Here is a 23136-nt window from a genome sequence, read left to right on the forward strand (position 1 = left end):
CATCTCTACAGCCCGGCTAATCAGCTACAACCATTAAAAAACGGTTGTCAGCCACTCTTCACCAGACGGCGAGGCACCAGTTTGGTGACCTCCCCTTCCGGGAATCCTTCTGCCAGTCCTACGAAGCGCCCGTTGCCGTAGAGGCGAACGTAACCTTCGGCTGGCTGACCAGACATTCTAACCGGTTGTCCGTTCAATATCGATACCAGTGCGCTGCGTTCCAGTTCCTGCTCCGGGAACATGGACAGCGCGGCATCCGGGGCCACCAGCAGGCCATCCAGACTTTCGCCCTGTTCACGCATGGATTCCAGGGTGGTGACCTCAACAGCATCCGCCAGAGTGAACCCCGAAGCCATTGTGCGGCGCAGGGCCGTTACGTGGGCACCGCAGCCCAGGGCCTCACCGATATCTTCCACCAGCGAACGGATATAGGTGCCCTTTGTGCAACTGACCGCAATGTCGATCTCGGCCTCACGCACTTCCAGGAGTTTCAGTTCGTAGATAGTGACCGGGCGTGACGGGCGCTCCACTTCGATGCCTTCCCGTGCATACTCGTACAGCGGCCGGCCCTTGTGCTTGAGCGCGGAATACATGGAGGGAACCTGCTGGATTTCACCACGGAACTGGTCAAGGACCGGCTCCAGGGTTTCAGCATCCAGCCCGGCTGGTACCGGCTTTTCAGCCACCACCGCACCCTCACTGTCACCGGTTTCAGTGCGCACACCCAAACGCGCCGTAGCGATGTAAGCCTTATCGCTGTCCAGCATCATCTGGGAAAACTTTGTCGCTTCGCCGAAACACAGCGGCAACACCCCGGTAGCCAGCGGGTCCAGTGCGCCGGTATGGCCGGCCTTGGCCGCGCCAAACAGACGCTTCACCTGCTGGAGAATACCATTGGACGTAATATCCATCGGCTTGTCGATCACCAGGATACCGTTTACGTCACGGCCTTTACGGCGACGACTCAAACGTCTCGCTCCTGATCATCGGAAGAACGCTCGTCACCAGCTTCAGCATCCCGATCAACCGCAGGCTTGTCGCCAACAGCTTCGCGAATCAGGTTGTCCATGTGGCGGCTGTGCCCAAGCAGCGAGTCGAAGTGAAAACGCAGCTGGGGCGTCACCCGCAACTTCATGGCGCGGCCGATCTGCCCACGCAGAAAGCCGGAAGCCTTGTTCAGTACTGCCAGGGAGTCGCGCACTTCCGGCGACTCCTCGGTCAGCTCTTCGGTGGTGAGCAGGGACACGTAGATATCAGCGTAACCCAGGTCACGGCTTACCTTGACGGCATTGACCGTGACCATACCCACCCGCGGGTCTTTGACCTCCCGCTGGATGAGTTGGGCCAGCTCACGCTGCATCTGATCGCCAATGCGATCAATCCGGCTGAACTCTCTTGGCATCAGGCCCCCGTAGACTCAAGCTTGCGCTCGACGCGGACTCGGTCAAACACCTCAATCTGGTCGCCGACCTTCACATCGTATCCCTTAACACCGATACCGCATTCCATGCCGTTCCGGACTTCGGGTACGTCATCCTTGAAGCGACGCAGGGACTCCAGCTCGCCTTCGAAGATAACCACATTGTCACGCAGAACGCGGATCGGCTTGTTACGGTATACCGTGCCCTCAATCACCATGCAGCCGGCCACCTGACCAAACTTCGGTGAGCGGAAGACGTCACGCACATCGGCGATACCCACAATATCCTCGCGGAATTCCGGTGCAAGCATGCCGGTCAGGGCCGCTTTCACATCATCAATCAGGTTGTAGATGATGCTGTAGTAACGCAGATCCAGACCTTCCTGTTCCACCAGACGCTTGGAAGCCGTATCGGCACGCACGTTGAAGCCGAAGATGACCGCATTGGTTGCCATGGCCAGACTCACGTCTGTTTCGGCTATACCACCAACGCCTGAGGATACAATCTTGACCTGCACCTCGTCGTTACCCAGGTCCTGGAGAGATTTGGTGATAGCTTCGAGGGAACCACGAACGTCGGTCTTGAGAACCACGTTGAGGGTCTTGACCTCGTCCTTGCCCATATTCTCGAACAGGTTCTCCAGCTTGGCCGCCTGCTGTCTGTGCAGACGCTGCTCCCGCTCGCGGGCCTGGCGGAATTCCGCCAGTTCCTTCGCCTTCTTCTCGTCGGCGACAGCAAAGAACTCGTCGCCGGCGTTCGGCGTGCCGTTCAGACCGAGGATTTCCACCGGAATGGAGGGCCCGGCTTCCTTGACCTGCTTACCGGCTTCATCGGTCATGGCGCGAACCTTACCGAAGAAAGAACCGGCAACAACCATCTCGCCCTGACGCAGCGTTCCGTTCTGTACCAGCACGGTGGCTACAGAGCCACGACCGCGTTCCAGGCTGGACTCGACAACCACACCCTTGGCAGGTGCATCCGGAGAAGCTTCCAACTCAAGGATTTCGGCCTGGAGCAACAGCGCTTCAAGCAGATCATCAATACCATCGCCGGTGTGAGCGGATACCGGAATAAACTGGACGTCGCCGCCCCAGTCTTCCGGAATCACTTCCATACCAGCAAGTTCGGTCTTGATACGGTCAGGATCCGCTTCTTCCTTGTCCATCTTATTTATGGCAACAACAATGGGCACGCCGGCGGAGCGGGCGTGCTGTACCGCTTCCTTGGTCTGGGGCATCACGCCGTCATCGGCCGCCACCACCAGGATAACGATATCAGTACACTGGGCGCCGCGGGCACGCATGGCCGTGAAGGCGGCGTGACCAGGGGTATCCAGGAAAGAGACCATGCCGTGATCGGTTTCCACATGATAGGCGCCGATGTGTTGGGTAATACCACCGGACTCGCCTGACGCCACCTTGGTGCGACGGATATAGTCCAGAAGCGAGGTCTTGCCGTGGTCGACGTGACCCATCACGCTGACGACCGGGGCACGCTTGGTCTTTTGCTTGCCTTCGAAGGCAAATTCGCTCAGAACCTCTTCCTCGAACGCGTCCTCGCTGACCGTCTTGGCCTTGTGACCGAGCTCTTCGGTGACCAGAACTGCAGTTTCCTGATCCAGGGCCTGGTTGATGGTCGCCATTACCCCCATGCCCATCAGTTTCTTGATGACGTCGGCTGACTTGACGGCCATTCGCTGGGCAAGTTCACCCACGGTGATCGTCTCGGGAATATCGACTTCTCTTACCATTGGCTTGGTCGGCCTCTCGAAAGCGTGACGCTTCTCTTTGGGTTTCTTTTTCGCGCGAAGTGGCTTGCGCAGCGTGGTGTCTTCCTCTTCCTCATTAATAACAAGAGGTTCCTCAACCGGACGATTACGCGGGCCGCGATGCCCTGCAGACTTCTTCTTGGGCTTGCCCTCGTCCGGCTCGTCGCCGCGCTCACGGGCTTTTTCTTTCTTTTTCTTCGGCTTGCGATCCTTGCCTTCGCCCTCTTCAGGCGGCGGGATCGGCATATCTTCCGGCGCGGGAACCGGCTCCGGCTCGGCAGCCACTTCAGGCTGACCTTTTTCTTCCGGTTTCACTTCGTCCGACTCGCCCGACGACTCTACCGCGGGAGCCTCTGCAACCGGCGTTTCCGGCTTCGGCGTGTCCGCCGGCACAGCCTGCTCAGCCGTTACTGCAATTGTTTCTTCCGGGGCCGGGGCCGCAGCTGCCTGCTCGGCGGCCTCTTCCTGCTTGACCGCTTCCGGCTCCAGCTCGGCGCGTTTGATATACGTACGGCGCTTGCGAACCTCAACATTGACCGTTTTTGCACGGCCCGCTTTCAGCGTGGTTGTTGTCTTGCGCTTGAGAGTGATTTTATTCGGTTCCACTTCACTCTCACCGTGATTTTTTCTCAGATAGGTCAGCAACTGTTGCTTCTCATCGCTGGTGACAGAGTCCTCTTCGGAGCGGGCTTTCAGGCCAGCCTCCACGATCTGTCGCAGCAAACGATCCACGGGAGCGCCTACATCTGCGGCCAGTTGTTTTACCGTTACATCAGCCATACTGGTCCTCCTCCCGATTAAGCCTGGTCTTCAAACCAGGGGGCGCGTGCAGCCATAATCAACTGGCCGGCACGCTCTTCTTCCATACCTTCAATGTCGATCAGGTCATCAACCGACTGCTCTGCAAGATCTTCCATGGTACGGATACCCATACCGGCCAGCTTGAACGCCAGGCCCCGGTCCATCCCGTCCATTGCCAGAAGATCTTCTGCGGGTTCCGCGCCTTCAAGTGCCTCTTCGCTGGCCAGGGCCTGGTTCAGCAGGGCGTCCTTGGCGCGGCGACGCAATTCCGTGACAGTTTCTTCGTCGAACCCTTCAATTGCGAGCATCTCCTCCATGGGGATGTACGCCACTTCCTCAATAGAAGTAAACCCTTCCTCGATGAGAACGCCGGCAAACTCCTCGTCCACATCCAGATTGCCGGTAAAATGCTCCAGCAAGGTGTTGTATTCCTGTTCCTGACGCTGCCCGGCCTCTTCCTCGGTCATCACGTTCAGTGTCCAGCCTGTCAACTCGGTCGCCAGACGCACATTCTGCCCGTTACGGCCGATGGCCTGCGCCAGATTATCCTCGGCGACAGCCACTTCCATCGTGTGCCGGTCCTCGTCCATTACGATGGACGCTACTTCTGCAGGCGCCATGGCGTTGATAACCAGCTGCGCGGGATTGTCGTCCCAGAGCACGATATCAACACGCTCACCACCCAGCTCATTGGACACTGCCTGCACGCGCGAACCACGCATGCCGACACAGGCACCTACCGGGTCAATCCGGCGATCGTTGGTTTTCACCGCGATCTTGGCGCGGGAACCCGGGTCCCGTGCAGCACCACGGATTTCAATCAGTTCTTCGGCAATTTCCGGAACCTCGATACGGAACAACTCGATCAGCATCTGCGGATCGGTACGGCTCAGGATCAACTGCGGGCCGCGATGATCGGTGCGAATTTCCTGCAGCAGGGAACGAACCCGGTCACCCATGCGGAAAGTCTCGCGCGCAATCAGATGTTCCCGGGGCAGCAGGGCTTCAGCGTTGGCACCCAGATCCACGATGACGTTGTCCCGTGTCACTTTCTTTACGGTACCGGAAACCAGCTCACCCACCCGGTCACGGTAGCTGTCGACGATCTTGCTGCGCTCGGCTTCCCGCACTTTCTGGAAAATAATCTGTTTGGCTGCCTGGGCGCCAATACGTCCGAAAGCAACAGACTCCACTTTTTCTTCGTGAATATCGCCCGGCCGCAGGTTCTCGTCGATCTCCTCGGCTTCCTGCATGGTCAGCTCAGTGCCAAGAGCAGGAACGGCGTCGTTATCAACTACCAGCCAGCGGCGGAAAGTCTCGTATTCACCGGTGCGCCGATCAATGGACACCCGGATATCGGCTTCCTCGTCGTCATAACGTTTTTTGGCAGCGGTGGCGAGCGCCAGCTCGATTGCTTCAAAGATCACATCCTTCTCGACACCCTTTTCGTTCGAGACGGATTCAACCACCAGCAAGATCTCTTTACTCATTGGATTGCCCTGCCCTTAAAATAAACTTTGCGTCCACTGACTTATTCAAATGCCGGAACGATGTTGGCTTTCTCGATGCTATCGAATGGCAACAGGTACTCGTGATCATCTACAACCACGACAACGTCCTCGCCCTCAACACCCTTGATCAGGCCCTGAAACTTGCGACGCCCCTCGAATGCCATCCGTAATTTGATCTGGACCTGATGGCCGGCGAATGCCTCATACTGCTCCAGTCGGAACAACGGCCGATCCATGCCCGGAGAGGAAACCTCCAGGGTATATTCTGTCTGAATGGGGTCTTCCACATCCATCACGCCGCTCGCCTGGCGACTGACTTTTTCACAGTCTTCAATGCCGATGCCATTCTCGGCATCGTCAATAAATATTCTTAACAGGGAATGGTGTCCCTGGGAGCGGAATTCAATGCCCCAGAATTCGTAGCCCAGACCTTCCACAATCGGCCTGAGTATTTCTTCCAGCTGCTTCAACTTGGCTGACAAGGTTATTCGGTCTCCGTTACTCGTTTTTTCGACCCCAAAAACAAAAAAAGGGCTGTTGATCAGCCCTTTTTATGCACCAGGGCCTGATGCGCCAGGCCCCTTAATCAAAAAGCCCCTGACAATTTGGGGCCCTTTGTTGCAAGAACTCGCAGAGGATAACCAAAAACTGAAAACTCCCCTGCTGACAGACACCTGGCCTGCCTGGAACCGACTGGACAACCTGTGCCCGGAGCCTGCTCCAATATCCGCCGGAGTATAGAGACGCCGGCCTTACTGGTCAAGGACTGACCAAAAAAAACGGCCTGGTAATTCCAAGCCGTTTTTCTTCTAGTATGGTGCCCGGGGCCGGACTCGAACCGGCACGGCTTTCGCCACTACCCCCTCAAGATAGCGTGTCTACCAGTTTCACCACCCGGGCAACACTCTTACTCGAGCTCGGGGAGTTCATTTTCATCCCCGCGCCCGGCTTCGCCTTCATCTGCCGACTCACCCTCAGCATGCCCGGCATCGGAACGGGATTCCTGAACTACAGGAATACCTGCCTCCCCTGCCACTTCGGCACGCTGCTTGGCGAATACAGCCAGCGAAAAACTTGTTACAAAAAATACAATGGCGAGCAAGGTAGTCGCACGAACCAGAAAGCTGCTGCTACCTTCGCTACCGAATACCGTCTGGGAGGCGCCGCCACCAAACGCAGCGCCTGCATTGGCGCCCTTGCCGTGCTGAATCAGCACAAGACCCACCAGCGCCACCGCGATGACCACGTGGATAACGACAACCAGTGTTTCGACCCAATCCATAATGTCTCTCTAATAACCAGATGACTCGCGCCAATGGCTTTCGCGAATCTTTATCTTTCAGGATTTGCCCGGCATTGCCCGGCAAATACTCACAAAATCTTTTGCGTTTAACGATGCTCCGCCAATCAGGCCACCGTCGATGTCCGGCTGAGCAAAAAGTGCGGCCGCATTATCCGCTTTTACACTGCCGCCGTAAAGCAGGGATATCTCTTCTGCCGGAGCCCCGAGGGACTTCAACTCGGCCCTGACCGCAGCATGCATGGCCTGGGCATCTTCAGCGGTGGCAGTTTTCCCGGTCCCTATGGCCCATACCGGCTCATAGGCGATCACAACTTGCTGCCACTGCCCGGACCCGACATTCGCAACCGCTCCTCGAACCTGAGCCGCGACAACTTCCACGGCAGCACCGGCTTCGCGCTCCTCCAGGGTCTCGCCGACGCATATTACTGCATCCAACCCTGACGCCAATGCCCTGGCGACTTTGACCGCTACTTGTTCGTCGGTTTCGCCGAACAGTTGCCTGCGCTCTGAATGCCCCACAAGGGTAAAATCACATCCGGCATCCTTGGCCATCCCCGCGGATATTTCCCCGGTGTAGGCGCCTGAATCCCAGCAAGCAACATTCTGGAGGCCAACGGCAATCTCTCCGCCAGACTGCCTGATAACATCGCCAACAAACAGGGCGGGAGGAATAATAACAGCCTCCACACCATTATCAAGCGATGCCAGCTCTGACCAGACCTGGCCAACCAGACTACTCACAAGGTCTTTCGACCCGTTCATCTTCCAGTTTCCGGCGACGATCTTACGGCGCATAAAAAACCCCTGATTCGGCCCTGACTCGAGGGAGGGCGAACTATACAGCAGTCTTTTGCGGCAGACAACTGCACCCGGGCACAAAGTCAGGCCCGGGAATTCTCCACAACAACAGCAAGTTCCTCGGCAATCTTTACAATTTCCGACTCATCCTGCCCTTCGGTCATTACCCGGATCAGCGGCTCAGTACCGGAGGCCCGCAACAGCACCCGGCCACCACCGCCAAGACGCGCTTCGGCCGCTGTCACAGCGCTCACGATATCCTCGCGCCCCAGCGGATCAAAGCGCTTGTCTACCCGCACATTGATCATTTTCTGGGGCAACTTGCTCATACCCTCGCGAACCTCAGCCAGCGAAGTGCCGGCACGGCTGATCGCGAGGAGCACCTGCAACGCTGAAACGATGCCATCGCCTGTGCCGGTGCAGTCACGGATCACCATGTGGCCGGAACCTTCACCGCCCAGCAGCCAGCCCCGCTCGATCAGCCTTTCCATCACGTAACGGTCGCCCACCTTGGCGCGTTCGAAATCGATACCCTGCTCCCTCAGGGCCAGTTCAACGCCCAGATTGGTCATCAACGTGCCCACAACGCCGCCTTTTAGCGTACCGGCGGCATGGCGCTGGGTGGCAATCACGTACAGCAACTCATCGCCATCGACTTCCGAACCGTCGGAATCCACCATCAATACCCGGTCGCCGTCGCCATCAAAGGCGATTCCCAAGTCCGCCTTTTTCTCCAGGACGGTCTTGCTAAGGGTATCCAGGTGCGTCGAGCCGACATTGAGGTTGATGTTCAGCCCGTCCGGATCGGCGCCAACCACCGAAACTTTCGCGCCCAGTTCGCGGAACACCTTGGGGGCTACGTGATAGGTCGCCCCATGAGCACAATCCAGTACAATATGCAGGCCTTCAAGGGAAAATTCGTTTGGCACCGTGCTCTTGCAGAACTCCACGTAGCGACCCGGCGCATCATCCACGCGGAAAGCCTTGCCCAACTCCTTGGCATCACATACTTCAATCGGCCGGTCCAGCCAGCGTTCGATCTCGGCCTCAAGGGCATCATCGAGCTTGGTACCCTCAGGCGAAAAGAACTTGATGCCATTGTCGTGGTGCGGGTTGTGGGAAGCGCTGATTACAATGCCCGCGGAGGCTCGGAATGTGCGCGTCAGGTAGGCAATAGCCGGCGTTGGCATGGGGCCAAGCAGTTTCACATCCACCCCGGCCGCTGACAGGCCTGACTCCAGGGCAGATTCAAACATGTAGCCCGAAAGGCGGGTATCCTTGCCGATCAGTACACTGTTGCGCTGACCGTCACGCTTGAATGCCTGGCCTGCAGCCCAGCCCAGGTGCAGCATGAATTCCGGTGTAATCGGGTATTCACCCACACGGCCCCGTATACCATCCGTGCCGAAGTATTTTCTCTCACTCATCGCCCAGCTTCCTCCATTGCCATTACTACTTTAACGGCATCAACTGTTTCCCTGACATCATGGACACGGATAATCGACGCGCCCTTCATCGCAGCTATTGTCGCGGCAGCAAGGCTTGCGGGCAAGCGCTCGCTGACGTCACGACCGGTAATATGCCCCAGCATACTCTTGCGGGACATGCCCACCAGCACCGGATGCCCCAGCAGTTGCAGCTGCTCCAGCGAGGCCAGAAGCTGCAGATTATGCTGGGGGGATTTACCAAAACCAAAACCGGGATCCAGGATAATGTTCTCAGGCAGCACCCCGGCCTTCTCCACAACCCGCATTCGCTCGGTCAGAAACGAACTGACCTCTCGCCGTACATTGCGATAGCGCGGATCGACCTGCATGGTATCGGGCTCTCCCTGGATATGCATCACACAGACCGGAATCCCGGACCGGGCTACCGCCTCGGGCGCCCCTTCTCGCTGCAGCGCCCTGACGTCATTGATCATACCTGCGCCCAGCTTGGCCACCTCGGCCATCACCTGGGGTGAACTGGTATCCACCGAGACGATAACATCAAGTTCGCTGGTGATGGCCTCTACCACCGGGCAAACCCGCTCCAGCTCTTCTTCCACGGACACAGGTGTTGCCCCGGGCCGCGTGGATTCACCACCGACATCTATAAAAACCGCGCCGTGTTCCGCCATGTCGCGGGCCCTGGCCAGGGCGGCATCTACCTTGTTAAAACGACCGCCGTCGGAAAAGGAGTCCGGCGTCACGTTGAGTATGCCCATAACGTGGCAGCCGCACATATCCAGTATTCGGCCCGCGAAGTTCATTTGCATAAGCGACCTTTAGTGCGTCCTGCAAAAACAAACGCCGCCCCGGCCGGGGCGGCGTAATTGGATTAGTGATCGTTGCCGCGGCATTACGCCGGGTCAGTGTTCACCGGCCGGGCGGCCAACGCCGGGCTGACGCCCATCGTCAGCGCCTTTGGGAGCAGACTCCTGCTCCGGCTCATCGGCCGGTACGCCCCCGGATGGACCGCTATCACCCCAGCCTTTCGGCGGACGGGGCTCGCGCCCTTCCATTATGTCGTCAATCTGGTGACGATCAATGGTTTCGTACTTCATCAGGGCATCGGCCATCATGTCGAGCTTTTCGCGGTTATCGATCAGCAACTGACGCGCTTTCTCGTAGCAGCTGTCAATGATGTTGCGAACTTCCTCGTCAATCCGTTGCGCCGTTTCCGGAGAGTACACCGTTTGCGCCTGACCGGCGGAGCGGCCCAGGAATGGCTCTTCGCTATCCGTATCGTACTGCAGCGGGCCGAGCTTTTCAGACAGCCCCCAACGTGTAACCATGTTGCGAGCCAGGCTCGTTGCCCGCTCGATGTCGTTGGAAGCTCCGGTGGTGACACCATCGAAACCGAGAGTCAGCTCTTCGGCGATACGGCCACCGAACAGACTGCAGATAGAACTGATCAGGAAGCGCTTGCTGTGGCTGTACTTGTCCTCCTCCGGGAGGAACATGGTGACACCCAGTGCCCTGCCGCGGGGAATAATACTGACCTTATAAACCGGATCATGCTCAGGCACCAAACGCCCTACAATGGCGTGACCTGATTCGTGATAGGCGGTGTTACGCTTCTCTTTCTCGCTCATGACCATGGATTTGCGCTCGGCACCCATCATGATCTTGTCTTTGGCGAGCTCAAATTCTTCCATTGAAACCAGGCGCTGGTTGCGGCGGGCCGCGAACAGAGCTGCCTCGTTGACCAGGTTAGCCAGATCGGCACCAGAGAAGCCGGGTGTGCCACGGGCGATCAGCTTCGGCTCGACGCCATCAGATAGCGGCACTTTCTTCATGTGCACTTTCAGAATCTGTTCACGGCCGATAATATCCGGCAGACCAACCACCACCTGGCGGTCAAAGCGACCCGGGCGCAGCAGCGCCGGATCCAGAACGTCCGGACGGTTGGTGGCAGCAATTACGATTACGCCCTCATTGCCCTCAAAGCCGTCCATCTCAACCAGCAACTGGTTCAGGGTCTGCTCACGCTCGTCGTGACCACCACCCATGCCGGCACCACGATGGCGACCGACCGCATCAATCTCATCGATGAAGATAATACAGGGGCTCTGCTTCTTGGCCTGTTCAAACATGTCACGGACACGGGAAGCACCCACGCCCACGAACATTTCCACGAAGTCCGAACCGGAAATCGAGAAGAACGGTACCTTGGCCTCGCCGGCAATCGCTTTGGCCAGTAACGTCTTACCGGTACCCGGCTGCCCTACCATCAGTACGCCCTTGGGGATGCTGCCGCCAAGACGCTGGAACTTGCTGGGATCCCGCAGGAAATCCACCAGCTCCTTGACGTCTTCCTTGGCCTCATCCACACCGGCAACATCGCCGAAGGTAGTCTTGATCTGATCCTCGCTCATCAGGCGGGCCTTGCTCTTGCCAAAGGACATGGGCCCTTTGCCGCCGCCACCCCCTTGCATCTGTCGCATGAAGAATACGAACAGCGCGATAATAATGAGGATCGGGAAAGCAGCCACCAGCAACTGGGTCCAGAGGCTTTGGCGCTCTGGCTCCTTGCCGATAACTTCCACTTGGTTGGCCAGCAGATCGTCCATCAGCTTTTCATCAGCCAGCTGGGGCCTGATGGTCTGGAACTGGGATCCGTCACCACGGACACCCTGAACCTGCAAGCCGTCGATGGTTACCTGACGGACCTGCCCGTCCTGCACCATTTCCACGAACTGCGAATAATTGACCTGTTGGCCGCTGGTGGTGGGAGTGAAATTCTGAAACACCATCAGCAGTACGGCGGCTATAATAAGCCAGAGAACCAGATTTTTTGCCATATCGTTCAAGGATCATCACCTGTGAATTGAAGGATCGCCCCGTCAGGAGAAAGCCTTTTCTGACACCTTACACCAATTGTACGCCCGTCCACCAGAAACGGCCTATCCGTATCGACCACTGCCTGGGCATCAGTCCCACGGCCATTTCCGTTCTGCGGGCGGGTCAGCCCTTAAATCCTTTACACACCTGATAAATCTCCCTCGATCGTGCACGGGAGGAGTCAGGCTTCCTGCTGACCACGGTGGCAAAACTTTTACGCATTTCGGCCAGCAGAGTATCAAATCCCTCTCCCTGAAAGACCTTGGCGACAAACACGCCACCCGGCTTCAACACCTGCTGCGCCATATCCAGCGCCAGTTCCACCAGGCCCATGGCGTTAGGGATATCCACTGCCGCCATACCACTCATATTGGGTGCCATATCCGAAATTACAACGTCAGCCCGCCGGTCACCCATTAATTCCAGCAATTCATCCAGCACTGACTGTTCCGTAAAATCCCCATGGACAAACTCCACACCGGCCAGCGGGCTCATTTCCAGAATATCGCTGGCAATAACCACGCCCTTATCGCCAACCCGCTCCACAGCCACCTGTGACCAGCCACCAGGGGCCGCACCCAGATCCACAACAATCTGACCGGGCCGGAACAGCCGATCCTTTTCATCAAGCTCAATCAGCTTATAACTGGCACGGGAGCGATAACCGTCTTCCCGGGACTTTTTGACCCAGACGTCGTCGAAATGTTCCTTCAGCCAGCGATCACTGGTTTTCGAACGGGCCAAAACCTACCTCCGATAAACATTCTGCCTCTGCACCTGGATACGTGGTAACTGCCATTTCACCGGCCGGGCGATCTGTTACAATCCAGCAATTATACGGAATCGTCCGCTATTTCGCCGCTGACGATTTGTTAATTGCATCCATAAAGAGATTACATAATGAGTCTTTCGCCAGAACAGCGCCGGGAGTACCGGGGCATCGCCCACAACCTGAAGCCAGTCATCATTGTTGGCGACAAGGGCCTGACAGAAGGGCTTCAGGAAGAGCTTGAGCGCGCCCTGAACGATCACGAACTGATCAAGATCAAGGTAGCCAGCCAGGACCGGGAAGCCCGCCAGGAAGCGGTAGCCGCCCTGTGCGAGGCCTCAGGCGCCGAACTGGTACAGACCATCGGCAAGATAGCCGTCATCATGCGCCGGGCGAAGAAGCCCAACCCGAAGCTTTCCAACCTCCTGCGCCAGAAGCACTGAGCCACTGGAACCACAGGCAGACAAAGCAAAAAGCCGGCGGGGTCAGCCCCGCCGGCTTTTTTGTGCCCGAAGGCATCCCTGGCTTCAGATGTGTTCTACCTGCTCGATCTCGTACTCAACCGTCCCTGAGGGCACACGAATCGCCACCACGTCGCCCTCGCTCTTGCCCACCAGGGCCCGGGCAATGGGCGAGGAAATCGACAGCTTGCCGGCTTTGATATCAGCCTCGTCTTCACCAACGATCTGGTAGGTTACCTGCTCATCGGTATCCACGTTGAGCAGACGCACCGTAGTTCCGAAAATCACCTTGCCGGTGTTTTCGATGGTGTTGACGTCGATGACCTGAGCTGCGGACAGCTTGCCCTCGATTTCCTGGATGCGGCCTTCGATAAAGCTCTGCTGTTCGCGGGCCGCATGATATTCCGCGTTTTCTTTCAGGTCGCCGTGTTCACGGGCGTCGGAAATAGCAGCGATCACCCGGGGACGATCTTCGGACTTCAGTTTCTTAAGCTCGTCACGGAGGCGGATTTCACCCGCCTTTGTCATGGGTACTCTGTCAGCCATAGTCTTACTTTCCTGCGTGTAGATCCTGAAGACGGCGCACAGTGCGCTCAGGGCCAAACATGATTGCCCTGCAGAACGCTTCTCCGCCCGCCAGGGTCGTTGTATAGGTTACCTTGGACTGCAAGGCAGACTGGCGAATCTGGGCCGAATCTGAAATGGCCTTGCGCCCTTCGGTGGTGTTGATAATCAGTTGAACCTGACCATTCTTGATGGCATCCACAATGTGCGGACGCCCTTCCCGCACCTTGTTCACCCGGTCAACAGTAATACCGGCTTCTTTCAGAGCCTTGGCGGTACCGGTGGTGGCGATCACTTTGAACCCGGCGTCGACCAGATCCTGCGCCACTTTGGCGGCACCGGGCTTATCGACGTCACGAACTGACATAAAGGCCGTTCCTTTTATCGGCAGGCGCTCACCAGAGGCCAGAGCCGCCTTGGCAAAAGCTTCGTCAAAGCTGTCACCAATGCCCATTACCTCACCGGTAGATTTCATTTCCGGCCCCAGAATGGGGTCCACAGCCGGGAACTTGTTGAACGGGAATACCGATTCCTTGACGGAATAATAAGCCGGGACGATTTCCTGGGTGAAGCCCTGCTCGGCAAGTGATTTGCCAGCCATGACCCGCGCGGCCACCTTGGCCAGCGACACACCAATGGCCTTGGACACGAACGGCACAGTGCGGGAAGCCCTGGGATTCACTTCAATAACGTAAATCCGTCCGTCCTGCCAGGCCAACTGGACGTTCATCAGGCCAATGACCTCCAGTTCGATGGCCATCTTGCGCACAGCTTCGCGCATCTCGTCCTGCACGTCTTTCGGCAGCGTGTAAGGTGGCAGAGAACACGCGGAGTCACCGGAGTGAACGCCGGCCTGCTCGATATGCTGCATGATACCGCCGATGACCACATCCTTGCCGTCACTGATGGCATCAATATCCACCTCAATGGCCGCATTCAGGAAGTGGTCCAGCAATACCGGGCTGTCGTTGGAGACCAGTACCGCATTGCGCATGTAGCGGACCAGCTCTTCTTCGTCGTAAACGATCTCCATGGCACGACCACCCAATACGTAGGACGGGCGAACCACCAGTGGATAACCAATCTCACGGGCCGCCACGATGCCTTCCTCGTGGCTGCGCACAGTCGCGTTTTCCGGCTGAAGGAGACCAAGGCGGCCAATCATCTGCTGGAACCGCTCCCGATCTTCTGCGCGGTCAATGGCATCCGGGCTGGTACCGATAATGGGCACGCCGGCCGCCTCCAGGCCTCGGGCCAGTTTCAGCGGGGTCTGGCCGCCGTACTGGACGATTACACCCTTTGGTTTTTCGACATTGATGATTTCCAGCACGTCTTCCAGGGTGATCGGCTCAAAGTAGAGGCGGTCCGAGGTGTCGTAATCAGTAGACACCGTTTCCGGGTTGCAGTTGATCATGATGGTTTCGTAACCATCGTCACGCATCGCAAGCGCGGCATGAACACAACAGTAGTCGAATTCAATGCCCTGGCCGATGCGGTTGGGGCCGCCACCGATGACCACGATTTTCTCACGGTCAGAGGCATCCGCCTCACACTCTTCCTCATAGGACGAATACATATAGGCGGTAGAGGAGGCAAACTCTGCGGCACAGGTGTCCACCCGCTTGTACACCGGGCGGATGTTCATGTCATGCCGCAGCTTACGCAGGCTGGCCTCAGAAAGGCCCAGCAACGAAGCCAACCGAGCATCCGAGAAGCCCTTGCGCTTGAGGCGGAACAGGGTGTCGCGATCTATATCGGCCTTGCCTGCGGACTTGAGAGCGTTCTCCTCCTTGATCAGATCCTCGATCTGAACCAGGTACCACGGGTCCACGTGAGTGTTGCGGAACACATCGTCCACGGACATACCGGCACGGAAGGCATCACCGATGTACCACAGACGCTCGGCGCCCGGCACATTGAGCTCCTGAGTGAGCGTTTCCTGACCATCTGTGGTGCTCAGATCCACTTGCTCTTCAAAGCCGTCAGAACCCACCTCCAGGCCACGCATGGCTTTCTGGAGGGACTCCTGGAAGGTACGGCCAATTGCCATCACCTCACCCACGGACTTCATCTGGGTGGTCAGACGGGCATCCGCCTGAGGGAACTTTTCGAAGGTGAACCGCGGAATCTTGGTAACGACATAGTCGATACTGGGCTCGAAGGAGGCCGGCGTAACACCGCCGGTGATCTCGTTACGCAACTCATCCAGTGTATAACCCACCGCCAGCTTCGCCGCCACTTTGGCGATCGGGAAGCCGGTGGCTTTCGAAGCCAGCGCGGAAGAGCGGGAGACCCGGGGATTCATTTCAATGACCACGACGCGGCCGTTATCCGGGTTCACCCCGAACTGCACGTTGGAACCGCCGGTTTCCACACCGATTTCACGCAGCACCGCCAGCGAGGCGTTGCGCATGATCTGGTATTCCTTGTCGGTGAGGGTCTGGGCCGGCGCCACGGTAATGGAGTCGCCCGTGTGCACACCCATGGCATCGAAGTTCTCGATGGCGCAGACGATGATGCAGTTGTCGTTTTTGTCGCGGACAACTTCCATCTCGTATTCTTTCCAGCCAATCAGGGACTCGTCGATCAACAGCTCGTTGGTCGGCGACAGATCCAGACCACGGGTACAGATCTCCTCGAATTCATCACGGTTGTACGCGATACCGCCGCCCGATCCGCCCATGGTAAACGACGGGCGGATGATGCAGGGGAAACCGATATCGTCGGCCACTTCCCAGGCTTCCGCCATGGAATGGGCAATGGTGGCACGCGGGCATTCCAGGCCGATCTTTTTCATGGCCTTGTCGAAACGGTCGCGGTCCTCAGCCTTGTCGATGGTGTCAGCATTGGCGCCAATCATCTCAACGCCGTGCTTATCCAGCACGCCATGTTTTTCCAGATCCAGCGCGCAGTTCAGTGCAGTCTGGCCGCCCATGGTGGGCAACAGTGCATCCGGCTTCTCTTTTTCGATGATCTTCTCGACGGTTTTCCAGGTGATGGGCTCGATGTAAGTGGCATCGGCCATGACCGGGTCCGTCATGATGGTGGCCGGGTTAGAGTTAACCAGGATAACCCGGTACCCCTCTTCCCGAAGAGCCTTGCAGGCCTGGGCTCCAGAGTAGTCAAACTCGCACGCTTGGCCGATCACGATGGGGCCGGCACCCAGGATCAGAATGCTTTTAATGTCGGTACGCTTCGGCATTAACGTGCCTCCATCAGGCGAATAAATTCATCAAACAGCGGCGCCACGTCGTGGGGGCCCGGACTGGCTTCCGGATGGCCCTGAAAACTGAAGGCTGGCTTGTCGGTACGACGAATTCCCTGCAGGGAATCATCAAACAGGGATTTATGGGTGGCCTCCAGATTGTCTGGCAGGCTGGCCTCATCCACCGCGAAGCCGTGGTTCTGGCTGGTAATCATCACGGTACCATCTTTCAGGTTCTGGACGGGATGGTTGGCGCCGTGGTGGCCGTGCCCCATCTTGACGGACTTCGCACCACTGGCCAGAGCCAGTAACTGATGACCAAGGCAGATGCCGAATACCGGAATCTCGGTTTCCAGCACTTCGCGGATGGCGGTGATAGCGTAGTCACAGGGCTCCGGGTCCCCGGGGCCGTTGGACAGGAATATGCCGTCCGGATTCATCGCCAAGACTTCTGACGCCGGGGTCTGAGCCGGCACCACCGTGATATCGCAGCCCCGGCCGGCCAGCATGCGCAGGATGTTGAGCTTTACGCCGTAGTCCCAGGCGACGACCTTGAACTTCGATTCGGTGCGCTCACCGTAGCCACTTTCGATGCTCCACTCGCTCTGGCTCCAGGTCCAGGTTTTCTCTGAGGTCACTTCTTTTGCCAGGTCCATACCCTTCAGCCCGGGAAAGGCGTTGGCCAGTTCCAGTGCACGCTCGGCTGTTGCGTTCGTGCCCGCAACCACCGCGCCGTTCTGGGAACCCTTGTCCCTCAGAATACGGGTAAGACGGCGGGTATCGATATCGGCAATGCCAACGATGTTGTTGTCTCGCAGGTAATCCTGAAGCGAGCCGGTGCTCCGCCAGTTGCTCACCAGCAGAGGCAGATCGCGAATAATCAGGCCGGCAACCTGTACGCGATCGGATTCGATGTCTTCTTCGTTCACACCGGTGTTGCCGATGTGGGGGTAGGTGAGGGTTACAATCTGGCGGGAGTAGGACGGGTCGGTCAGGATTTCCTGGTAACCGGTCATAGCGGTGTTGAACACCACTTCTCCGCTGGTTTCCCCTTCAGCGCCAATGGCGGTGCCGCAAAACAGGCTTCCGTCTGCGAGTGCAAGGATGGCTGGTGTACTCAAGGCTTGTATCCTCATCGAGTGGCGTACAGGTTCGTCACGAACAGGAACGCAAGCGCAAATTCAGGTCGCAAAAAAGCGAGAGGGAGTTGAACTCCGTCCCGCTTTTTCTATAGAGCGTTGTCAAAGCTACGCTTGGTGCAGTTAAACCGCCCTATTGTAAGAAATCTGGGGCTTTGTGTCCATGCGAAATCTTGCTTGTCGCTATATGCAACACCGGCTATTGGCTGGAGCTCCTTCCCCGGGAAACGCTACGAGCACATCCTTGTGCGCTTGACTTCGGCCCTCCATGGCCGAAGACATTCCCGGGGAAGGAGCTCCAGCCAATAGCCTCAGAGTTTGCCTGCAACCTTACTTCAACCCCAACACATCCTGCATGTCATACAATCCGGCAGGCTTGCCTTCCAACCACAGTGCTGCCCGCATCGCCCCCTTGGCAAACGTCATTCGACTGCTCGCCTTATGGGTAATTTCGATGCGTTCACCCTCGGTGGCGAACATGACGGTGTGATCACCCACTACATCCCCGGCACGGATGGTTTCAAACCCGATTTCCTTGCGGGTACGCTCGCCGGTGAAACCTTCGCGGCCATAGACGGCGCATTCTTTCAGGTCACGACCCAGGGCATCAGCAACCACTTCACCCATGCGCAAAGCGGTACCGGACGGGGCGTCCTTCTTGTGGCGATGGTGGGCTTCTATGATTTCCACGTCGTAGTCGTCACCTAACGCAGCTGCGGCGGTGCGCAGCAGGTTGAGGGTGACGTTGACGCCTACGCTCATGTTGGGGGCGAAGACCACGGGAGCCTGTTCGGCGGCCAGGGCAAGCTGTTCTTTTTCGGCGTCGGTCAGGCCGGTGGTACCGATAACGATCATCTTGCCGTTGGCTTTACAAAACTCGACGTTCTCAAGAGTCAGATCCGGGAAGGTGAAGTCGACAAGTACATCAAAATCGCCTTTCACCTCAGCCAGGCTGCCCGCCATTTTGATGCCGGTTTTGCCGATGCCGGTCATTTCGCCGGCGTCCGCGCCTATGAGACTACTGTCTGGCTCGACAATGGCCGCGCCAAGCTGAAGACCTTCAGTGCCGTCAACGGCTTCGATCAGTACTTTGCCCATCCGTCCTGCGGCGCCGATGACGGCTACCCTTATGTCGCCCATGTCACCTGTCCTCAGAATTTCATTTCGTCGAAGAAACTTTTCACACCTTCAAACCAGGAGCTCTTCCGCGGTCCGTGCTGGTTACCACCGCCGCTATCCAGAGTTGCCTGGAATTCTTCCAACAACTCTTTCTGGCGCTTGGTGAGATTAACCGGTGTTTCTACCTGAACCCGACACAAAAGATCGCCGGACGGTCCGCCACGAACGGGGCTGACGCCTTTGTTACGCAGGCGGAACAGTTTTCCGGTCTGGGTTTCCGGTGGAATCTTCAGTTTCACGCGGCCATCAAGGGTGGGCACTTCCAGCTCGCCACCAAGGGCTGCGTCGACAATGCTGATGGGGACTTCGCAGTACAGGTTGCGGCCATCACGGGTGAAGATGGAGTGCTCGCGAACGGCAATCTGTACATACAGATCCCCGGGCGGACCGCCATCAACACCCATCTCGCCTTCGCCAGACAGACGAATGCGATCACCAGTGTCCACTCCTGGCGGCACCTTGACCGAGAGCGTTTTCTCTTCCTGAACACGGCCAGCGCCGTGACAGGTCTTGCACGGATTCTTGATAACCTTGCCAGAGCCGCGGCAGGTGGGACATGCCTGCTGCACCGTAAAGAAGCCCTGCTGCATGCGGACCTGACCCATACCGTTACAGGTGCCACAGGCTTCCGGGCGGGAACCTTTTTCCGCACCGCTGCCATCGCAGGTTTCGCACTCGGAATGACCGGGAATACGGATCTGAACGGTTTTGCCTTTCACGGCTTCTTCAAGATCCAGCTCCAGGGTGTAGCGCAGGTCCGCACCTCGGCTGGTGCGCCCCCGGCCACCGCCACCAAAGATGTCACCAAACACATCACCAAAAATGTCGGAGAAGCTGGCACCACCGCCGCCCCCGAATCCACCACCGGCCGAGCCATCCACGCCGGCGTGGCCAAACTGGTCGTAAGCCGCACGCTTGGAGGAATCCGACAGTATCTCGTAAGCCTCACTGGCTTCCTTGAACTTGTGATCGGCGTCCTCATCATCCGGATTCCGGTCAGGATGATACTTCATCGCGAGCTTGCGGTAGGCTCGCTTGATCTCTTTTTCATCCGCTTCCCGGGACAACCCGAGAATCTCGTAATAATCGCGCTTGGCCATGCTCTAAAACCCTGTTGGTAAAACGAGGAAAACGCGGGAGAGCTCCCGCGTTTTCCAACTGCCTGATGATCTTAAGTTTTATCGCTTGTCGTCATCTTTGACTTCTTCAAACTCGGCATCCACAGCGTCGTCGCTGGAGCCGGACTGAGCAGTTTCTTCGCCCCCGGCCTGCTGCGCCTGCTCTGCCTGTTCCGCGTACATCTTCTGGGCCATTTCAGAAGATGCTTCTGTCAGCTTCTGGGTCTTGGCCTCAATATCGTCCTTGTCGGATCCGGCCAGAGCTTCTTCCAGCTCCTTGATAGAGGCTTCAATAGACTCCTTCTCGCTGTCGGACACCTTGTCACCGGCATCGGCCAGGGTCTTGCGTACGGTGTGAACCATCGCGTCACCCTGGTTACGTGCCTGGACCAGCTCTTCGAACTTGCGGTCTTCGTCGGCATTGGCTTCCGCGTCGCGGACCATCTTCTCGATCTCGTCGTCATTCAGACCAGAAGACGCCTTAATCACGATGGACTGCTCCTTGCCGGTCGCCTTGTCTTTGGCCGACACATTCAGGATACCGTTGGCATCAATGTCGAAGGTGACTTCGATCTGCGGTGCGCCACGAGGTGCCGGCGGGATGTCGGCCAAGTCGAAACGGCCCAGTGACTTGTTCTGTGCAGCCTGCTTACGCTCACCCTGAACCACGTGAATAGTCACGGCAGTCTGGTTGTCATCCGCAGTGGAGAAGGTCTGCGACTTCTTGGTCGGGATCGTGGTGTTCTTGTCGATCAGCGGCGTAGCCACACCACCCATGGTTTCGATACCCAGGGTCAGCGGGGTTACGTCCAGAAGCAGAACGTCCTTCACGTCACCGGAAAGCACGGCCGCCTGGATGGCAGCACCCATGGCTACGGCTTCGTCCGGGTTCACGTCTTTACGCGCTTCCTTACCGAAGAAATTCTTCACCTTCTCCTGAACCATCGGCATGCGAGTCTGACCACCGACCAGGATTACCTCGTCGATTTCGCCGATCTTGGCACCGGAATCTTCCAACGCAGTGCGGCATGGAGCGAGACTGCGCTCAACCAGTTCTTCAACCAGTGACTCCAGTTTGGCGCGGGTCACTTTCACATTCATGTGCTTGGGACCGCTGGCATCTGCCGTAACGTATGGCAGGTTAACGTCGGTCTGCTGGCTGCTGGACAGCTCGATCTTGGCTTTCTCGGCCGCTTCTTTCAGACGCTGCATGGCCAGTGAGTCACCGCGCAGGTCAATGCCGCTGTCTTTCTTGAACTGATCGGCAAGGTATTCGATCAGCTTCATGTCGAAGTCTTCACCACCGAGGAAGGTGTCGCCGTTAGTGGCCAGCACTTCAAACTGGTGCTCACCGTCCACGTCGGCAATCTCGATGATGGAAATATCGAAGGTACCACCACCCAGGTCATAAACGGCCACGGTGCGATCGCCGCTCTTCTTGTCCAGCCCATAGGCCAAGGCAGCAGCGGTCGGCTCGTTGATGATCCGCTTCACATCCAGACCGGCGATCTTGCCGGCGTCTTTGGTGGCCTGACGCTGGCTGTCGTTAAAGTAGGCCGGTACGGTAATAACCGCTTCGGTTACTTTCTCGCCCAAGTAGTCTTCGGCGGTCTTCTTCATCTTCTTGATAATTTCCGCAGATACCTGCGGCGGCGCCATCTTCTCACCCTTCACTTCAACCCAGGCGTCGCCGTTGTCTGCCTTGGCGATCTTGTAGGGCACCATCTTGATGTCTTTCTGGACCACGTCGTCTTCGAAACGACGGCCGATCAGCCGCTTGATGGCGTACAGGGTGTTATTCGGGTTGGTAACCGCCTGACGCTTGGCAGACTGACCTACCAGCGTTTCACCGTCTTCGGTGTACGCAACGATAGACGGGGTGGTGCGATCACCCTCGGCGTTCTCGATAACCTTGACCTTGTCGCCATCCATGATGGCCACACAGGAGTTCGTGGTTCCCAGGTCGATACCAATAATCTTGCTCATGTAAACACTCCAATTCGATTGTTCAATTCAGTTCCGGCTACCTTTAAACCAGTACCGGCAAAGCTTTCGGGAAACCCGTTGCGCTGCCTGTTTACTGGCTATATTGGCGCGTTAATCTGCTTTTCAAGCCTGTTCGTCGATTTTTGGTGCATCCTCGGCCTTGGCAACCACCACCATCGCGGGGCGGACCAGCCGCTCATTCAACATGTAGCCTTTCTGTACTACGGCCACTACGCTGTTGGGCTCGGCGTTGGGCGCCGGCACCATGGACATCGCCTCGTGTTGCTGAGGGTCAAATGGTTCACCGATCGGATTGAGCTGCTCAACGTTGAACTTCCTGAGGCTGTTCATAAACAGGTTCAGGGTCATCTCGACCCCCTCCCGGATAGAAGCCACAAGCTCTCCGGAATCCTCATGCCCTTCAGTGCTTTCCACAGCCTTCTCGAGGCTGTCAGCAACCGGCAGCAGCTCCTTCACAAACTTCTCCAGCGCAAACTTATGCGCTTTCTCGACGTCAATTTCGGCGCGCCGGCGGACGTTCTGCATCTCGGCCTGGGAGCGCAACATCTGCTCCTGGAACTCCTGGGCCTGCGCCTTCAGTGCATCAACATCGCTTTCGGGAAAGCTCTCTTCGGCCTCCTCAGCGGCAGCTTTACCTTGGTCGGCCGTTTCAGTGGCAGCTTTACCCTGGTCGGCCGCTTCAGCGGCATACCTAAGCTCTTCCTCAGCCCGGTCGTAATGCTTCTCGTCAGCGCTCATGGCTACTCCTGCTTGGTCGTCTACGGCCC

At 57.6% G+C, this 23136-nt stretch carries 19 protein-coding genes and 1 tRNA gene; 1 reads left to right on the top strand and 19 read right to left on the bottom strand.

Going from position 1 to position 23136, the window contains the following annotated elements:
- Positions 1-47 precede the first annotated feature (47 nt).
- The 12 genes from truB to rlmE all read right to left on the bottom strand — a co-directional run bounded on the left by truB (position 48) and on the right by rlmE (position 12671).
- Positions 48-968 (bottom strand): tRNA pseudouridine(55) synthase TruB, encoded by a 921-nt coding sequence (gene truB / locus FO268_RS04350; RefSeq protein ID WP_150990114.1) that lies wholly within the window; start codon positions 966-968, stop codon positions 48-50.
- The gene (gene rbfA / locus FO268_RS04355; RefSeq protein ID WP_150990117.1) at positions 965-1402 is read right to left on the bottom strand and encodes a 30S ribosome-binding factor RbfA; all 438 of its coding nucleotides are present in this window, start codon (positions 1400-1402) and stop codon (positions 965-967) included. The genes truB and rbfA overlap by 4 nt, the downstream gene beginning before the upstream one ends.
- On the bottom strand, positions 1402-3969 hold the full coding sequence (gene infB, locus FO268_RS04360; protein WP_150990120.1) for a translation initiation factor IF-2: 2568 nt from the start codon (positions 3967-3969) through the stop codon (positions 1402-1404). Before infB ends, rbfA begins: the two co-directional genes overlap by 1 nt.
- 17 nt (positions 3970-3986) lie before the next feature.
- The gene (nusA, locus tag FO268_RS04365; protein ID WP_150990123.1) at positions 3987-5480 is read right to left on the bottom strand and encodes a transcription termination factor NusA; all 1494 of its coding nucleotides are present in this window, start codon (positions 5478-5480) and stop codon (positions 3987-3989) included.
- Between the two features lie 41 nt (positions 5481-5521).
- On the bottom strand, positions 5522-5983 hold the full coding sequence (rimP, locus tag FO268_RS04370; protein ID WP_150990125.1) for a ribosome maturation factor RimP: 462 nt from the start codon (positions 5981-5983) through the stop codon (positions 5522-5524).
- A 333-nt stretch (positions 5984-6316) separates the two neighbouring features.
- Positions 6317-6401, bottom strand: a tRNA-Leu gene (locus FO268_RS04375).
- Between the two features lie 7 nt (positions 6402-6408).
- Entirely contained in the window at positions 6409-6783 is a 375-nt protein-coding gene (gene secG, locus FO268_RS04380; protein WP_150990128.1) for a preprotein translocase subunit SecG, read from the bottom strand.
- Between the two features lie 57 nt (positions 6784-6840).
- The gene (gene tpiA / locus FO268_RS04385; protein ID WP_150990132.1) at positions 6841-7599 is read right to left on the bottom strand and encodes a triose-phosphate isomerase; all 759 of its coding nucleotides are present in this window, start codon (positions 7597-7599) and stop codon (positions 6841-6843) included.
- 86 nt (positions 7600-7685) lie between these two features.
- Positions 7686-9029, bottom strand: a complete 1344-nt coding sequence (gene glmM / locus FO268_RS04390) for a phosphoglucosamine mutase (RefSeq protein ID WP_150990135.1) — start codon at positions 9027-9029, stop codon at positions 7686-7688.
- A complete protein-coding gene (gene folP / locus FO268_RS04395) occupies positions 9026-9859 on the bottom strand; it encodes a dihydropteroate synthase (protein WP_150990139.1) in 834 nt (277 codons plus the stop codon). Before folP ends, glmM begins: the two co-directional genes overlap by 4 nt.
- A gap of 93 nt (positions 9860-9952) precedes the next feature.
- Positions 9953-11896: an ATP-dependent zinc metalloprotease FtsH gene (gene ftsH / locus FO268_RS04400; protein ID WP_263645053.1), complete on the bottom strand. Its 1944-nt coding sequence runs from the start codon at positions 11894-11896 to the stop codon at positions 9953-9955.
- A 154-nt stretch (positions 11897-12050) separates the two neighbouring features.
- Positions 12051-12671, bottom strand: coding sequence for a 23S rRNA (uridine(2552)-2'-O)-methyltransferase RlmE (gene rlmE, locus FO268_RS04405; protein WP_150990143.1), 621 nt, complete (start codon positions 12669-12671; stop codon positions 12051-12053).
- 156 nt (positions 12672-12827) lie between these two features.
- Between rlmE and yhbY the strand changes: the two genes are divergently transcribed.
- Positions 12828-13139 carry a ribosome assembly RNA-binding protein YhbY gene (gene yhbY / locus FO268_RS04410; protein WP_137437277.1) on the top strand — a complete coding sequence of 104 codons (312 nt, stop codon included), beginning with the start codon at positions 12828-12830 and terminating at the stop codon, positions 13137-13139.
- Between the two features lie 84 nt (positions 13140-13223).
- On the opposite strand, the gene greA is transcribed toward yhbY, so the two are convergent.
- The 7 genes from greA to grpE form a co-directional block, all read right to left on the bottom strand.
- Positions 13224-13703 carry a transcription elongation factor GreA gene (gene greA, locus FO268_RS04415; RefSeq protein ID WP_150990146.1) on the bottom strand — a complete coding sequence of 160 codons (480 nt, stop codon included), beginning with the start codon at positions 13701-13703 and terminating at the stop codon, positions 13224-13226.
- 4 nt (positions 13704-13707) lie between these two features.
- The gene (carB, locus tag FO268_RS04420; RefSeq protein WP_150990149.1) at positions 13708-16923 is read right to left on the bottom strand and encodes a carbamoyl-phosphate synthase large subunit; all 3216 of its coding nucleotides are present in this window, start codon (positions 16921-16923) and stop codon (positions 13708-13710) included.
- Positions 16923-18047: a glutamine-hydrolyzing carbamoyl-phosphate synthase small subunit gene (gene carA, locus FO268_RS04425; RefSeq protein WP_150990152.1), complete on the bottom strand. Its 1125-nt coding sequence runs from the start codon at positions 18045-18047 to the stop codon at positions 16923-16925. Before carA ends, carB begins: the two co-directional genes overlap by 1 nt.
- Positions 18048-18395: 348 nt before the next feature.
- The gene (gene dapB, locus FO268_RS04430; protein WP_227716222.1) at positions 18396-19205 is read right to left on the bottom strand and encodes a 4-hydroxy-tetrahydrodipicolinate reductase; all 810 of its coding nucleotides are present in this window, start codon (positions 19203-19205) and stop codon (positions 18396-18398) included.
- An 11-nt stretch (positions 19206-19216) separates the two neighbouring features.
- Positions 19217-20344 (bottom strand): molecular chaperone DnaJ, encoded by a 1128-nt coding sequence (gene dnaJ, locus FO268_RS04435; RefSeq protein ID WP_150990155.1) that lies wholly within the window; start codon positions 20342-20344, stop codon positions 19217-19219.
- Positions 20345-20422: 78 nt separating this feature from the next.
- Entirely contained in the window at positions 20423-22348 is a 1926-nt protein-coding gene (gene dnaK / locus FO268_RS04440; protein WP_150990159.1) for a molecular chaperone DnaK, read from the bottom strand.
- A gap of 123 nt (positions 22349-22471) precedes the next feature.
- Positions 22472-23107, bottom strand: a complete 636-nt coding sequence (gene grpE / locus FO268_RS04445) for a nucleotide exchange factor GrpE (RefSeq protein WP_150990163.1) — start codon at positions 23105-23107, stop codon at positions 22472-22474.
- Between the last annotated feature and the right edge of the window lie 29 nt (positions 23108-23136).

It is taken from the genome of Marinobacter denitrificans, assembly GCF_008795955.1.
GTDB classification, from domain to species: Bacteria; Pseudomonadota; Gammaproteobacteria; order Pseudomonadales; family Oleiphilaceae; genus Marinobacter; species Marinobacter denitrificans.

Coding starts and splice junctions, on each gene's coding strand:
- folP (WP_150990139.1), bottom strand. CDS start 9,859: ATGCAAATGAACTTCGCGGGCCGAATACTGGATATGTGCGGCTGCCAC.
- dapB (WP_227716222.1), bottom strand. CDS start 19,205: ATGGGCGACATAAGGGTAGCCGTCATCGGCGCCGCAGGACGGATGGGC.
- grpE (WP_150990163.1), bottom strand. CDS start 23,107: ATGAGCGCTGACGAGAAGCATTACGACCGGGCTGAGGAAGAGCTTAGG.
- greA (WP_150990146.1), bottom strand. CDS start 13,703: ATGGCTGACAGAGTACCCATGACAAAGGCGGGTGAAATCCGCCTCCGT.
- rbfA (WP_150990117.1), bottom strand. CDS start 1,402: ATGCCAAGAGAGTTCAGCCGGATTGATCGCATTGGCGATCAGATGCAG.
- dnaK (WP_150990159.1), bottom strand. CDS start 22,348: ATGAGCAAGATTATTGGTATCGACCTGGGAACCACGAACTCCTGTGTG.
- secG (WP_150990128.1), bottom strand. CDS start 6,783: ATGGATTGGGTCGAAACACTGGTTGTCGTTATCCACGTGGTCATCGCG.
- yhbY (WP_137437277.1), top strand. CDS start 12,828: ATGAGTCTTTCGCCAGAACAGCGCCGGGAGTACCGGGGCATCGCCCAC.
- nusA (WP_150990123.1), bottom strand. CDS start 5,480: ATGAGTAAAGAGATCTTGCTGGTGGTTGAATCCGTCTCGAACGAAAAG.
- glmM (WP_150990135.1), bottom strand. CDS start 9,029: ATGAGTGAGAGAAAATACTTCGGCACGGATGGTATACGGGGCCGTGTG.
- dnaJ (WP_150990155.1), bottom strand. CDS start 20,344: ATGGCCAAGCGCGATTATTACGAGATTCTCGGGTTGTCCCGGGAAGCG.
- tpiA (WP_150990132.1), bottom strand. CDS start 7,599: ATGCGCCGTAAGATCGTCGCCGGAAACTGGAAGATGAACGGGTCGAAA.
- infB (WP_150990120.1), bottom strand. CDS start 3,969: ATGGCTGATGTAACGGTAAAACAACTGGCCGCAGATGTAGGCGCTCCC.
- carB (WP_150990149.1), bottom strand. CDS start 16,923: ATGCCGAAGCGTACCGACATTAAAAGCATTCTGATCCTGGGTGCCGGC.